This is a genomic window from Methylophilus sp. 5 (genome assembly GCF_000515275.1).
In the GTDB taxonomy this organism is placed as follows: Bacteria; Pseudomonadota; Gammaproteobacteria; order Burkholderiales; family Methylophilaceae; genus Methylophilus.
Map to the genome: position 1 here is coordinate 1,961,733 of NZ_KI911560.1, position 12,604 is coordinate 1,974,336.

The 12,604-nt window shown below is 46.9% G+C and carries 15 protein-coding genes; 6 read left to right on the forward strand and 9 right to left on the reverse strand.

From position 1 onward, the window contains the following. Positions 1 to 4: 4 nt before the first annotated feature. The 3 genes from METH5_RS0109410 (at position 5) to METH5_RS0109420 (ending at position 1,395) form a co-directional block, all read left to right on the forward strand. The gene (locus METH5_RS0109410; protein ID WP_029148265.1) at positions 5 to 541 is read left to right on the forward strand and encodes a c-type cytochrome; all 537 of its coding nucleotides are present in this window, start codon (positions 5 to 7) and stop codon (positions 539 to 541) included. 116 nt (positions 542 to 657) lie between these two features. Continuing rightward, positions 658 to 951 carry a hypothetical protein gene (locus METH5_RS0109415; protein ID WP_232411008.1) on the forward strand — a complete coding sequence of 98 codons (294 nt, stop codon included), beginning with the start codon at positions 658 to 660 and terminating at the stop codon, positions 949 to 951. 105 nt (positions 952 to 1,056) lie between these two features. Beyond that, positions 1,057 to 1,395 (forward strand): four-helix bundle copper-binding protein, encoded by a 339-nt coding sequence (locus METH5_RS0109420; protein WP_029148267.1) that lies wholly within the window; start codon positions 1,057 to 1,059, stop codon positions 1,393 to 1,395. A gap of 59 nt (positions 1,396 to 1,454) precedes the next feature. Here METH5_RS0109420 and METH5_RS0109425 read toward each other — a convergent pair whose 3' ends face one another. Both METH5_RS0109425 and METH5_RS0109430 read right to left on the reverse strand, forming a co-directional pair. Beyond that, positions 1,455 to 2,912, reverse strand: coding sequence for a phage tail sheath C-terminal domain-containing protein (locus METH5_RS0109425; RefSeq protein WP_029148268.1), 1,458 nt, complete (start codon positions 2,910 to 2,912; stop codon positions 1,455 to 1,457). A 170-nt stretch (positions 2,913 to 3,082) separates the two neighbouring features. Then, the gene (locus METH5_RS0109430; RefSeq protein WP_029148269.1) at positions 3,083 to 3,391 is read right to left on the reverse strand and encodes a BON domain-containing protein; all 309 of its coding nucleotides are present in this window, start codon (positions 3,389 to 3,391) and stop codon (positions 3,083 to 3,085) included. A gap of 181 nt (positions 3,392 to 3,572) precedes the next feature. Here METH5_RS0109430 and METH5_RS0109435 point away from each other — a divergent pair, with 181 nt between their 5' ends. Both METH5_RS0109435 and METH5_RS0109440 read left to right on the forward strand, forming a co-directional pair. Next, positions 3,573 to 4,331, forward strand: a complete 759-nt coding sequence (locus METH5_RS0109435; protein WP_029148270.1) for an alpha/beta fold hydrolase — start codon at positions 3,573 to 3,575, stop codon at positions 4,329 to 4,331. 261 nt (positions 4,332 to 4,592) lie between these two features. Continuing rightward, entirely contained in the window at positions 4,593 to 6,326 is a 1,734-nt protein-coding gene (locus tag METH5_RS0109440) for a co-chaperone YbbN (protein ID WP_029148271.1), read from the forward strand. Between the two features lie 3 nt (positions 6,327 to 6,329). Here the strand turns inward: METH5_RS0109440 and METH5_RS14925 are convergent, their stop codons facing one another. The 6 genes from METH5_RS14925 to METH5_RS0109470 form a co-directional block, all read right to left on the reverse strand. Next, positions 6,330 to 6,971: a HipA domain-containing protein gene (locus METH5_RS14925; RefSeq protein WP_081726725.1), complete on the reverse strand. Its 642-nt coding sequence runs from the start codon at positions 6,969 to 6,971 to the stop codon at positions 6,330 to 6,332. After that, positions 6,971 to 8,197, reverse strand: coding sequence for an IS256 family transposase (locus METH5_RS0109450; protein WP_029147443.1), 1,227 nt, complete (start codon positions 8,195 to 8,197; stop codon positions 6,971 to 6,973). Before METH5_RS0109450 ends, METH5_RS14925 begins: the two co-directional genes overlap by 1 nt. Positions 8,198 to 8,511: 314 nt before the next feature. Further along, entirely contained in the window at positions 8,512 to 9,165 is a 654-nt protein-coding gene (locus METH5_RS0109455) for a BON domain-containing protein (protein ID WP_029148273.1), read from the reverse strand. A gap of 379 nt (positions 9,166 to 9,544) precedes the next feature. Continuing rightward, positions 9,545 to 9,964, reverse strand: a complete 420-nt coding sequence (locus METH5_RS0109460) for a hypothetical protein (RefSeq protein ID WP_029148274.1) — start codon at positions 9,962 to 9,964, stop codon at positions 9,545 to 9,547. Positions 9,965 to 10,133: 169 nt separating this feature from the next. After that, a complete protein-coding gene (locus METH5_RS0109465; protein WP_029148275.1) occupies positions 10,134 to 10,343 on the reverse strand; it encodes a hypothetical protein in 210 nt (69 codons plus the stop codon). Between the two features lie 151 nt (positions 10,344 to 10,494). After that, a complete protein-coding gene (locus METH5_RS0109470; RefSeq protein WP_029148276.1) occupies positions 10,495 to 11,196 on the reverse strand; it encodes a Crp/Fnr family transcriptional regulator in 702 nt (233 codons plus the stop codon). Between the two features lie 178 nt (positions 11,197 to 11,374). Here METH5_RS0109470 and METH5_RS15240 point away from each other — a divergent pair, with 178 nt between their 5' ends. Further along, a complete protein-coding gene (locus tag METH5_RS15240; protein ID WP_051412920.1) occupies positions 11,375 to 11,752 on the forward strand; it encodes a hypothetical protein in 378 nt (125 codons plus the stop codon). Positions 11,753 to 11,809: 57 nt separating this feature from the next. Here METH5_RS15240 and METH5_RS0109480 read toward each other — a convergent pair whose 3' ends face one another. Beyond that, positions 11,810 to 12,535 carry a Crp/Fnr family transcriptional regulator gene (locus METH5_RS0109480; protein ID WP_029148277.1) on the reverse strand — a complete coding sequence of 242 codons (726 nt, stop codon included), beginning with the start codon at positions 12,533 to 12,535 and terminating at the stop codon, positions 11,810 to 11,812. Positions 12,536 to 12,604 lie beyond the last annotated feature (69 nt).

The window sequence follows — 12,604 nt, forward strand, 5'->3', positions numbered from 1 at the left end:
CGACATGAATCACACCCTTGGCTTAAGCCTGTTGGTATTAGTGGCTGGACTCTCAGCCTGTGACAAACAGGCATCTACTGCGAGCACTTCAGGTGCAGCTGCCGGTGGCGAGGCAATCAAGTTTGTCAAAACACAGGATGGTTCAGCGCTGGAAATCAAGCACGAATTATTTGATACACCAGCCGCCAAGGAGTTTTTAGCCAGTGGCAAAAACCCGTATATCGGCAAAGACGATGCGATCGCCGCCGGTAAAAAGATTTTCCAGTTGTATTCCTGCACCCAATGTCATGGCCCTGAAGCGGGCGGGCAAGTTGGCCCGGCATTAACCGGGCCCAATTACAACTACGCCAAAGACGCCACTAATAAAGGCATGTTTGAAACCGTCTGGAACGGCACCAATGGCGGCATGGGAGCTAAAGGTAAAGGGTTGATGGACCCCTCAGATGCCAACAACGGCATCACGCCTGACGAGCTATTAAAAGTCATTGCCTGGGTCCGCAGCCATGGCAGCCTGACGGGTAATGAAGATGCCGCCTCGTGATTATCCTACAGCTTATTTGTAAAGGCACTGACATACAGTGATTAATCGTCTCATTAGCATAAGGATAACCCTGCCACATTAGGCGGGGCATCTTAAAACGTTAAATTGAGGATGCGATGATGAAAAAATTACTTTTTATAGTGTTAGCCAGTACCTTAACCTGCTCAATGACGGCTGCCTTGGCGGCGCCAGCAGATACTGCACCGCCAGTACAACAGCAGAAAAATCAGGTGCCGCAGACGCCACAAAATGGCGACTATCTGGAGCCGCAGCCAGACAACAATGCGGCAAGCAGCGATACGCAGGGAAAATCAGGCAGTGATCATAAACAGTCTAAGCCTGGTAGCCTCGAAAAAAGTAAACGCTTTCATGAAAAGCCCCAAGACGGCGGCACGGGCGTGAAACCGTAATGGCCCACATCGTCGGTCGCCCTGTCTTGCCATGAGGTTGGTGGCAATGACAGGGGCTAGCTAGATTTATCCACCTGTTATACCTCACTAAGCTGGAGAAAAATCATGACTGAACAAGACCTGAAAATGTGTATGGAGCTCTGCAAAAAATGTGCTGAAGCTTGTGAAAGCTGTGCCATTGCTTGTGAGTCTGAGGCAAACCCCATGCTGCGCACCTGTATTGAGCTAGATATGGATTGCGCGGACTTTTGCCGCCTGACCGCTTCGTTTATTGCGCGTCGTAGCGACTTTGTTGAACTGGTTTGCCAGGACTGTGCGGAAATTTGCACCGCCTGTGCCGATGAATGTGAGCAACATGCCTCTGACCATTGCCGTGCTTGCGCGCAAGCATGTCGTCGTTGTGCTGAAGAGTGCCTCAACGTTGGCGCGGCTGCATATGCTTAATATACAAGTGGGTGGTTGTGCGGGCAGGGCGTGATACCTGTTATCACGCGTCCTGCCGGTCACCCATTCTGGCTGATAGTTACTTTAAGTTTTAACACAATAAACTCTGCTGGCCGTACCGCGGCCATGCCAATTTCAATCCGCATCAGCCCTTGCACAATATCGTCGGCTGTCATCGTTTTGCCCAGGCCGATATTCACGAAAAAAGCATGCGCCGGTTTACTGCCTTGCAATGCCCCTTGCCGCCACAGCAAAGTTAAAAAGTGTTCTATCATGGCTTGCGCGCGCAGCCAGGTGTTGGCGTCGTTAGGCTCAAACACCAGCGCTTGCAGGCCGTGGTTAATAGATGCCTCTACCCAGCTAAACAAGCGACGTACGTTCACATAACGCCATTCGTTGTCGTTGCCCGCCAGGGTTCTGGCGCCCCATATCAGCGTGCCTTTGCCGGTAAATTTGCGGATGATATTAATCGATTTGCCAGCGTCTGCGTCTACGTTGTAATCGGCTTGTTGCGCATTGGTGAGGTTAAGCACCGGCCGTATGGCCTGTTTAAGAGGCACATTGGCAGGGGCTTTCCATACGCCACGGCTATCATCTACCGCGGCATAGGCGCCAGCCACAGCACCGCTGGCAGGCAGCGTGTTTAAAGCAAGATTGGCGGCATCTAACCATTGTTTTGCCAGCACATACTGGTTGTATAAACGTTGGGTTAACGATTGCAGTTGCGCTTGAGATGCTGGCGTGGCCGCAGCTAGACTAGCTGCGCGTATCTCGGCAATGAGTGCCAGCATGCCCTGGTCTTGAGTCAATTGCTCTGCACTCGCAGTGGCGCCGTCACTTTTGCGTTTAAACACCAGTTGCTTGAATTGGGTGGCTCTGGCCAGGCTGGCAATCAGCCATGGCCCGTAGGCTGCCCCATATTTAAGATGATCCATGCCCAGGCTTTGCCTGAAACGGGCAGCTTCAGCCGCAAAGTCGACCGGGTTGTTTTGTAAACGTAAATCAAACAGCACAAAACGGTTTTGTACCCGTGCGCACTGCGCCAGCGCCGCTGCCTCCAGCGTATGTGGCTCTTCACAGCATGACGCTTCCGGCATCACGATTAGCGTCGGCAACGGGTCTGTTTCAAGCGCATTTAAACCGGCGGCTAGCCGGGCGGCCGTCAGCTCATCACTGTAATCGCCCACCGACACAATCACGCATTGGCTACCGCCATTGGCAAAAAATAGCCGCACACTGTCATAGAGATAAAAAGGCTGATCAACAGTTGCAGCGATCACTTGCTGTTGTGCATTGAGCCATAGCGTGACCGTTGGCGTGGATGCAGCGCCAAACAGCGCCTCATATGCCAGCAGTGACGTAATTTTGGTTGGTGCCAGCAACAACGCAGTGCCTTGTTGGTCTGCACGTTCGGTATAGCCGATAAAGGCCGGGATAGCGGTTGCTAATGCTGGAATGCTCGGCGGCAGCTTGCTCACTTCTTGTATATAAACGCCGGGCGTATTGTAAACAGCCATGTGTGGTGTCCCTGAATGTGGCAATGATGCTGCGCTGTGTGAGTGCGTAATAAACACAATTCATTATAGGCTTGTTTGGCTGGTGGGTGAGTATGTGAGAGCGGCGTAAAACGTAAAACTGCCCATAGGAATCGCGTGGATTCCTATGGGCAAAGTTAAGCGCGAATCAATTATTGTGTGACGACAATATCGTCTTTCACGGCGGTCACGCCTTTCACATTTTTGGCTAACAGCACTGCTTTGTCTGCTTCAGCTTTTGATTTCACCACACCAGACAATTGCACCAAACCATTGCTGTCAGTTTCAACTTTAATGTCTGTGGCACTCACCGCTTTATCTTTGGCAAACGCTGTTTTCACTTTGGCGGTAATCACAGAGTCTTCAACCTTGGTGCCAATCGAGTCACCATCGGCTGCAAAGCCAGCCAAAGGCAATGTCAACGCACTTACTAACAACAGAGATTTAATTGTGTTTTTCATGATGATTCCTTGTTGAGTTAATTTATCGAGGTTTCATTATGAAAAGAACGCGAAAAGTTATGCATCCAAAAAACGCTGATAGTTCCGTAGGAGTTGGCTGACGTGGATTTTCCTACACGACCAGCCTAAAGTTGAACTGCATTGTTATAACATAGCGCTACATTCATTTTTAGCACAAACCATGCAACTACATACGCAAACCCTGGGCCAAGGCCAGCCACTCGTTTTACTACACGGCTTATTTGGCTCTGCCGATAACTGGGGCAGTATTGCCAAGCATTTTTCACAGCATTACCAGGTGATCTGTGTCGATTTACGCAATCATGGCCGTTCGCCGCATAGTGATACACAAACCTACTCAGATATGGCTGATGACTTATTGGCGGTGCTGGATACACTCGGTTTGGCGCAAATACACCTGCTCGGTCACTCACTTGGCGGCAAGGTTGCCATGCAGTTTGCCACGCAATATCCGGCAAGAGTGAGCAAGCTTATCGTGGTAGACATGGCGATGCGCGCTTATCCTGACCGATACACGCAGCTGATGGATCACATGCTGGCTGTCAACCTCAGCCAGATGGCATCACGTAATGAGGTGGATAACGCTTTAAAGGATGCAATTCCTAATTTAAGGGTACGGCAGTTTTTACTCACTAATCTGGTCAAAAGTGGAGCGCAGTTGCAGTGGCGAATTAACTTGCCAGCGCTTAAAGCGAATTACGCGACATTGATAGCAGCGATTGCCGTCCATTTCGACCGCCTCAGTTTATTTATTCGCGGCGAACGCAGTGATTATGTGCAAGAGCGTGACATCGCCGAACTTAAACAGCATTTCCCGCGCGCTGAGTTTGTCACCTTGCCTACTGACCATTGGGTGCATGCCGAGCAGCCGCAACTATTTATACAAGCGGTTGAAACGTACTTAACTAATCACAGCTAACACGCTTCTGCTCCCAGACCAGTCATGTTCTTCAGTCCACCGTCAGCTGACTGAAGACTTTCCTTTTTGCTTCCTGCATCACGACCGTGAGGTCGTTAGTCGCCATAATGTATTGATGTAAAATTTAACATTTTTTAATCATGTATTAAACTGTATTAAATATCGTTGAGTAAACGACATGGACATGCTGTCTGAGGGGCTTCCGCAGCACCCGAGGTCAACGCGTGAGATCAATACAATGACTAACAAAAAGGATCACAATTGAATTCGAGTAATAAGTTTAAGTCGCTGTTTACTTACCTGCTGCTCAGTGGGTTACTGGCTTCTCATCCCGTTTTTGCTGATTGGCTGGGGACTTTAAAAAGTGCTACAGAGGTTATTAAGCAAACCGGCGTGCTGGACAAACTGAGCGAGCCGGCCAATAAACCTGCTGAGGCAGCGGGTGGTGTGCTGGAGAAAATACAGGCGGGCAGCGTCAATCAAATTGCCAGCCAAACCGATTTACCCTTGGGCTTAACAGAGTATCCCAGGTCGGTGTTACATCAAAGAATCGACAATCCTTTTGATCAGTTGATGATCCCGATCAGCCCGCCAAAAAGAATTACGTCTGACAAATGGGTGCCAAGATATTCGGTCCCTGTCGAAGGCCAGGTCACCATGCTGCAATTTACGCATGAAGCCAATGACAGTCCATTGCTGATTCAAAAACATTATGAGTCCTGGCTGGCTGGCCAAGGCTTTGAGCGCCTGCTGGTTTGTCAGGCGCCCTGCAAACAGGCCGATGTGGTTTACTGGTTGCCCTATATTGACCAGGCGCGCCGCATGGAGTGGCATATGTTTCCCAAAGATGCTACCTATATCGCGGCCTATAAAGATAATGCGATGGCACTGGTATCAGTCGGTCAACTTGGCAATAAAACCCATGGCTCTTTTGTCAAAGTGGTCGAAGGCCGCGTGACAGATAATAGCCAGTGGAAAATGCTCACCACTCAGGTTGCCCCTTTACCTGAAGTAGCCTCTAGCCAGGCTGCGGTTAACAATGGCAGCGCTAACACGCGCACAGCGCAAAGGCCTGCTTATGTGAACAAACCCCTGCCAGAGCCAATGAAAGTCAATGAAAGAGCCCTGATTGAGGTCCCAAAAGACGGCAAAGCACCAGTTGGCATTCAAGACGTTGCGTTTGATCAGTCAATGGCACAGGCTTTGCATCAGCAAACCAATATTAGTACTCCAGGCTTGGGGGCACTCTTTATTACCAAAGAAGGCCAGTGTGAGGCTTGCACCAAACAAAGCCAGCTTTTTGAAAGGTCTGCCAAAAAATATGCAGGCAAAGTCAGCTTTCTGCGTACCACGGCACCCGCAGAGCCCAGAGTGGTGTTTGGTGATGTTGTGCAATATGTCGCTTTTCCATCCATGGTGTTATACAAAGATGGCAAATATATTAACAACCCTTATTGGGCAAATAATGATGGTGACTTGGATGACGTAATCAAAGCAGACGCGCTTAATATTGAAGAGGGTAATGCAGAGGCTATTCGCTGGAATACGGCGATCAAATTACGTGAAAAGAGAGGTATTCCAGTGCGCGAGGTCCCGGTGAAGCCGGTGAGTGTCAGTTTGCCAAAAACGACCACGGCACCCAGCAAAATGCTTTTTTCATCGCTCAATGCCAACAGTACCAATCAGCTACTGCATTTGGCAGAAGGCTCTGAGGGTATTCTGGTGGTGCACGCCAGCTCTAACCATGCAGGATGCAGCTGGTGTATCAAGTCTAACCCGGTGTTCGAGACGCTTGCCAAGAAATATGCGGGCAGGGCCACGTTTATGATGGCAACGGCGGCGGGCAACTGGACAGAAAGCTTTGCATCTGACTTTGCGATTGCCTACGGCCTGTATGCCGTGCCAACCACTTTTGTCTTTAAAGATGGCCAATTGATTAAACGATTGGATGGATATAAACGCCTGGAGGACATGGAGGATGCACTCATGCATTAGGCCTTAACGGGTAAATAAGCGGTTTTGCAAACTCTTGGTGGTGCGTGCGATATGATGGTTTAAACGCTCCACCATTGTTTTTTCAGTGCCTGCTGCGGCCATGGCGTTGACCGCATGGGTCGTTTCATTTAGCTTGTCTCCTAATGCACTGGCCATCTCCTCTGCAATTTTTAGTACATACTGTGCTTTAAACCCCAGTTGGCTGGCCATGGTGACGATGTGCTCTTTTTGTATATTCGATGGTGTGCTTTCGCCGCCAATGCTGAAGGCGAACCTGCGTGAGAGACCAGCGTATATCGAGGTGGATAACAAGTCATAAAACGGGGTCAGCCTGACGCCATACTGTGGCAAAAAGTAGATGGACAAATTTTTTGCATGGCTATCGTGGTTGCCAACATACAGGTTGAAAAATAGCCATTGCAGAAACCGTTTGGTATCCGCCGCAACCACGCCGTTTTGGCCGAGTAACTCGCGACATCTGGCCAGTGTTGGTCCGCCATCTGCTTCATATTTAATGGTAGATGGCTTGCCATCTAATTGGCAGAGATCAAGCTGATGCAGTCTTTTAATTTGCCCATCATCGCCTGTTAGCCGGTCATATCTTTTAATGAGGGTGTCCTGAATTTTGTGTAAACGGCGGTTGATTACTGACTAGGCACTCTGTCCTCGAACTGTATGGTAAACCTGTTTAGCGCAGGTTTCCAATCTCTCAGTGGCATAGACCACTTTTTGCTAGCGTTTTGTAATGCTAGGTAGAACAATTTAATCAACGACTCATCATTCGGAAACGAGCCACGATTCTTGGTGACTTTCCGCAAACTCATATTCACAGACTCAATGGCGTTGGTGGTGTAAATCACGCGCCTGATTTCAGGCGGATAGTCAAAGAACGGAATGATGCGCTGCCAGTTGCTGCGCCAGGATTTGGCAATTAAGGGGTAAGCCTCACTCCACTGATGCTCAAAGTCCATCAGCGCCCTTTCAGCCTCAGCCAGTGTGGCAGCGCTGTAAATCGTCTTCAGGTCAGCTGCAACCGCTTTGCGCTTGTTCCAGCCCACATAGTTCAGGCTGTTGCGCACCATGTGGACAATGCAAAGCTGCACCGTGGCTTGCGGATAGACTGTCTCGATCGCTTCAGGGAAACCTTTTAAGCCATCCACGCAGGCAATGAAGATGTCTTGTACGCCACGGTTCTTGAGTTCAGTCACGACCGCCAGCCAGAACTTGGCGCCTTCAGTCTGCGCAATCCATAAGCCCATCACTTCCTTGTGACCGTCCATGTTGACGCCTATGGCGAGATACACCGCCTTGGCACGCACACTACCAGTATCTCTGACTTTGACATGGATGCAGTCCAGATAGACAATAGGGTAAATGCTGTCGAGAGGGCGAGATTGCCACAGCTTAACCTCATCAATCACTGCATCAGTGACATTGGAAATCAGCGTCGGTGAAATCTCTGTGCCGTACATCTCTGACAAGTGCTGTTGAATCTCACGTACTGTCATGCCTCTGGCGTATAGCGAGATAATCTTCTCATCAAAGCCCGACCAGCGGGTTTGATGCTTGGGGATCAGTTGTGGCTCGAAGCTGCCTGCGCGGTCACGGGGGATTTCAATCGGCAGCTCACCAAAGTCTCCTTTGAGGGTCTTGCTGCTTTTACCGTTGCGGGTGTTGCCAGTGGCATTCTTCACTGGCGCATGTTTATCGTGGCCAAGGTGTTCGGCCATCTCTGCTTCAAGGGCACGTTCAACCAGTGCTTTGGTTAACTGCTTGAGCAGGCCATTCTCACCAATTAAATCTTCGGGCTTTTTATAGTTCGCCAACAATCCATCAATCAGATCGTTGGGTAGGGGTTTTGATACGGTCATTTCTACTCCAAAAGTACGTGCGCAGTTTCCTGCAAAATGACCGTTTACACAAAATTATTTATACCCTCCCAACTAAAAAATAAGCCTATTCTAATTATGTCCAAATTCATATTTCTTAAATTATGATGTTTCCTAAAGGTTTTTTTAAAAACGACCCTAAGGCTCACCTAATTCATCGTCGTTGATGTTAGTTTCTTAAGCTTAAAATGTGATCTTAACTCTCGGTGATAATTTAAGGATGCTCTGTAACCACTAGGTGATTTTGGACGATAAGTATTCGTGCTTTTACCCTCGTGCGTAAATATCTTAGTGCTTTAATAAGCGACAGTAATATTATCACTAACCTCGGTAACTCCTGGGGTATTCCAAACAGAATCACAGACCATTTCACGCTCTGACCAGCTATGTACTACACCCGAGAGATTAACCTTGCCACCATCGACCGTGACAACTATTTGTTGGGCGTCCGTTAAAGCTCGTCTTTTTAATGCAGCATCAATGACCGATTTAACAGTGCTAGTAGATATAAATGGTTTTAAAGTTATTTTATTACTAACTCCTTTAACTCCCATTAAATTGCGTACACTTGATAAGGCGAGTTGGCGCTGATAATCATAGTCCAATTGCCCAGAAAGAGTTATCCAGCCTTTTTCTACCATCACCTTAACTTGATCTTTTGGCCAATTGGTGGTCCATTCAAGAACATTTTTGGCAGTCAGTGCAATGTCGCTATCATCGCGATTGCTGGATCCTGGTAATTTGACATCCAACTCAATAGCCAATGCTTTTACACCAAGTACTTTTTGTACTGCTCGTTCTGCTGCCCACTTTTCTGAATAGTGATCAACGTGACCAGATAATGTGACGATGCCATCTTTCACTTCAACGCCAATTTGATTGGCGTTCACTGAGTTGTCCCACTTGAGCTCTGCTGTGACATCGTTTTTTAACTGAGTATCTGTTTTCATGATTTTATTCCAATTAATTAATGGAGCTCAATCTTGACCAGATATAGCTTTAATTTCTGTGCGCTGGTCCACACATACAGCTGCTGTCAAAGTGACTTAGGAAGTTAGTGGCGATTCAATCATCAATAAGACTACTTAACTCTTCAAGCCTGAGTTCAACAAATGCACTCCAAGCGCAGCACACTGAAACTAATATCAACAGCGCGTAATAACCGAAATAAATAAGCAGAATCACATACCGGTGCTCACGGATTAACCAAGCTAGTGAAACAGTTATCCATAAGGAAAACGGTTATGGATCAATAAGTGTGCGACTATGGACATGTTTTAACTTTTCAAAAATTTTAAATCACTATTCACGGGCTTATTTTATTGATATTTATTCAATTAATTTGCCCCAGAAGCTTTTTGCCTTTTGTATATCTGCTTGTTTGATAGCGTCAGCTTCATTCCAGCATTGTTCTCTTTTTTCATGCGCTATGCCATTACATCTAGTGATGGCTACTTCATGATCGCCATTCGCATGTGCTATCAATGCGGCATAACGCGTTTCTGCCGTCGGTTGCGTATTGGCGCGAAGCTCAGCCAGGTCGATATCTTGTTTTGTACTTGCTTTTGCAACGCATACATCACTTTCATTCCAGTTGAGAGTGTCACATATCTTCAAACTTTGTTGATATTCAAATTTAATCGATTTCTCCAATTTAAAGATTTCCTTTTTCGTTAATACTGCTGCACTGACTCGTGAATGAAACCCTACACTCAGGCATATAATCAATAATACATGGCGAATAGGCATATTGACTTCCTTGGTAATATAAAAAATAGTTGGTCAGCACATTTATGGATGGTGAGGCCAGGAAAGTACTTATATATGACCTATCATTTATTAGTATTCTGATCGTGCGGTCTGTCTGATATGTAACTTAGCGAAAGGCATTGGACTTCACTCGCATTGACGGTCACTTTTATATCTCATTTTTAATCTCTTTCAGCCAGTCTAGAATTTGGTTCTCAACATCAGCTGTTGTATGTCCATAACTTGTTTTTATTTGGGCCTGGGGAGACGAAATATTTTCTTTATCGTTCTTGGATCTGTTTAATGAAGTCTCAAGTGGTTTCTTTAATGACTTGTTATCCATCATTAAAAAACAGGTTTTAGCCTTTAGTGTATTCATTTTCAGTATCCTTTATATGTATAAAGTTTAATTGCTGCGATCATAGTCATAGCCAGCATCGGAAGTGTTCTATTGTCTAGCAACGGAATAAAACTCTGTACTGGTCGTTAACTTATTTTCTTACGTTATCCAGGATTGCGTGCATGCATGTTTATATGGCGAAACATCTCGTGTATGTATCTTTGTCGTTGGCATAACATTGGCATGCCTCTTTGAGCAATGATGCTCGGTTAATGATATGCATATGACCACGGCTATATTGCAGAATCTGCATCTGCTGTAAGGTAATGGCTACATTGTTGATACCAGAGCGGCGCACGCCTAGCAAATTGGCCAACATGGCTTGTGTCATTTCAAACTCTAGAGCAGATGCACAGTCACTGTAGGTGAGAAGTAAGCTAGCCATGCGTTGCTGCACATTGTGCTGGCTGCGACATAAAATGGCTTGTGCAAATCGTGCAAACATAACAGCCACATATTTATCCAGCACTCGGCAAAAAGTACTATTTTTGAGCTTGATCGCATACAACTGTTTGACTTTGATGCGGAAAGCCTTGCTAGGAGTAAGTACTATGGATGCATAGGGCTCCACATCCACTCCAAGGGTATGCGAAATGCCTACCATGCCTTCAGCACCTACAAGAGCCAGTGCCATCTGTTTTTTCATATTCTGTTGCATCATCAATGCAATCACGCCGCCAGTTGGGAAATAAGCGTAGTCGGTCGCTTCTCCTGGCGTATTCAATCTTTGACCTGATGTCAGCTCTACCCAGTCGCCATGTTTAAAAAGCTGATGATGACAATGACTATCTAATGACTCTATCAGCTGATTACAGTTAGGATGGCCTTTCATGATAAAAAAATATCAGAATCCTGCATGTGTCTCTGTTCGATTGCACACATGCGCAGTGAGTTAGGAGACGAGGTGAGTCTCTGTGTGCTGGCAGACGGATGCACAGTGTCTCAAGCCTATAATGATCTTTTATTAGAGACCTATATAAGCGCAAAAACTGACTGTATAAAGGATGATTATGAAACGAAGACTTGGACTCATGACGATGAATACCTTGAAGCTAAATGGCGAGCACTCCTCTTCTTTAGATGCATCGGAAAGTGCTGGCGTAAAGCGTGGCAAATTCCAGCCTTATGGCCCCAAGCAGCCTACTCTTATCAGAACAAAAAAATGGATTGAGGGATGGCATGGCATGATGTATGGAGCAGGAATAGGACTGCTTCTTGGCTTGTACGTATTGTTTTTCCCTTTATGGATGACGGTTTCACCGGCTTGGTACATCTATACACAGTGGTATGTCATTATGGCCATCACTATCCTTTCCTGCATGACGATACTGGGGCTAGGTGCAGCAGTGCTGGGATCAAACATTATCAATCGCGACCGTAAACCGTAGCAGCCAGCTACTCCGGCTGGATAGGGAAATCACAGCTTGCGAGTTTTGGACTGGCGGCTATTGATGATGCCTATGCATGTCAGGGAGAAGGCGGTCAAATTCAGTTTTAACGACTTGGTAGCATTCACAGACGGTTTTCTCCAGCTTGACACGATCAAGCACCCGGATATGGCCACGCGTATATTCAATCAAGCCCGCGCGCTGCAATTTACCGGCGGCTTCAGTGACTCCTTCACGTCGTACCCCTAGCATATTGGCGATCAACTCCTGTGTCATGTTCAGCTCATCTGAGGATAATCTATCCAGGCTCAACAATAACCATCGGCACAATTGCTGTTCAATCGAATGGTGTCTATTACACACGGCAGTTTGAGACATTTGAGTAATTAAGGCCTGTGTATACCTTAATAATAGGTACATCATGGGTCCTGCACGATTAAATTCCTGTTTCAACAAACTGGCTCGCATCCTGTACCCAAATCCGGCGCTTTGTACGACAGCCCTGCTTGGCGTCGTTTCTCCCCCCATAAAGAGTGAAATCCCCAAAATCCCCTCATTGCCTACCACTGCGATCTCTGCAGAGGCTCCGCTCTCCAGCACATACAGCAAAGAAATAATGGCAGTCGTTGGAAAGTAAACGTGTTTTAAATGGCCTCCAGACTCATACAAAGCCTGCCCTAAAGGCATCACTACAAATTCAAGTGCATCTTTGATCCGCAAATAATCCACTTCTGGCAATGCGTTGAGCAAATGATTTTGGCTCGGTGCGTTGAACGAGTTCATAGTGATCTCTTTGATTTATAAGTCTGTGCATCATAGAAGAAATCACTATACGCTTATGTACGATATCGT

Excerpts from the sequence above, each read along its gene's own strand:
- METH5_RS0109410 (WP_029148265.1), top strand. The coding sequence starts at position 5 with ATGAATCACACCCTTGGCTTAAGCCTGTTGGTATTAGTGGCTGGACTC.
- METH5_RS0109430 (WP_029148269.1), bottom strand. The coding sequence starts at position 3,391 with ATGAAAAACACAATTAAATCTCTGTTGTTAGTAAGTGCGTTGACATTG.
- METH5_RS0109465 (WP_029148275.1), bottom strand. The coding sequence starts at position 10,343 with ATGAATACACTAAAGGCTAAAACCTGTTTTTTAATGATGGATAACAAG.
- METH5_RS0109420 (WP_029148267.1), top strand. The coding sequence starts at position 1,057 with ATGACTGAACAAGACCTGAAAATGTGTATGGAGCTCTGCAAAAAATGT.
- METH5_RS0109425 (WP_029148268.1), bottom strand. The coding sequence starts at position 2,912 with ATGGCTGTTTACAATACGCCCGGCGTTTATATACAAGAAGTGAGCAAG.
- METH5_RS0109460 (WP_029148274.1), bottom strand. The coding sequence starts at position 9,964 with ATGCCTATTCGCCATGTATTATTGATTATATGCCTGAGTGTAGGGTTT.
- METH5_RS0109455 (WP_029148273.1), bottom strand. The coding sequence starts at position 9,165 with ATGAAAACAGATACTCAGTTAAAAAACGATGTCACAGCAGAGCTCAAG.
- METH5_RS0109470 (WP_029148276.1), bottom strand. The coding sequence starts at position 11,196 with ATGAAAGGCCATCCTAACTGTAATCAGCTGATAGAGTCATTAGATAGT.
- METH5_RS0109480 (WP_029148277.1), bottom strand. The coding sequence starts at position 12,535 with ATGAACTCGTTCAACGCACCGAGCCAAAATCATTTGCTCAACGCATTG.
- METH5_RS15240 (WP_051412920.1), top strand. The coding sequence starts at position 11,375 with ATGAAACGAAGACTTGGACTCATGACGATGAATACCTTGAAGCTAAAT.
- METH5_RS0109450 (WP_029147443.1), bottom strand. The coding sequence starts at position 8,197 with ATGACCGTATCAAAACCCCTACCCAACGATCTGATTGATGGATTGTTG.
- METH5_RS0109435 (WP_029148270.1), top strand. The coding sequence starts at position 3,573 with ATGCAACTACATACGCAAACCCTGGGCCAAGGCCAGCCACTCGTTTTA.
- METH5_RS0109415 (WP_232411008.1), top strand. The coding sequence starts at position 658 with ATGATGAAAAAATTACTTTTTATAGTGTTAGCCAGTACCTTAACCTGC.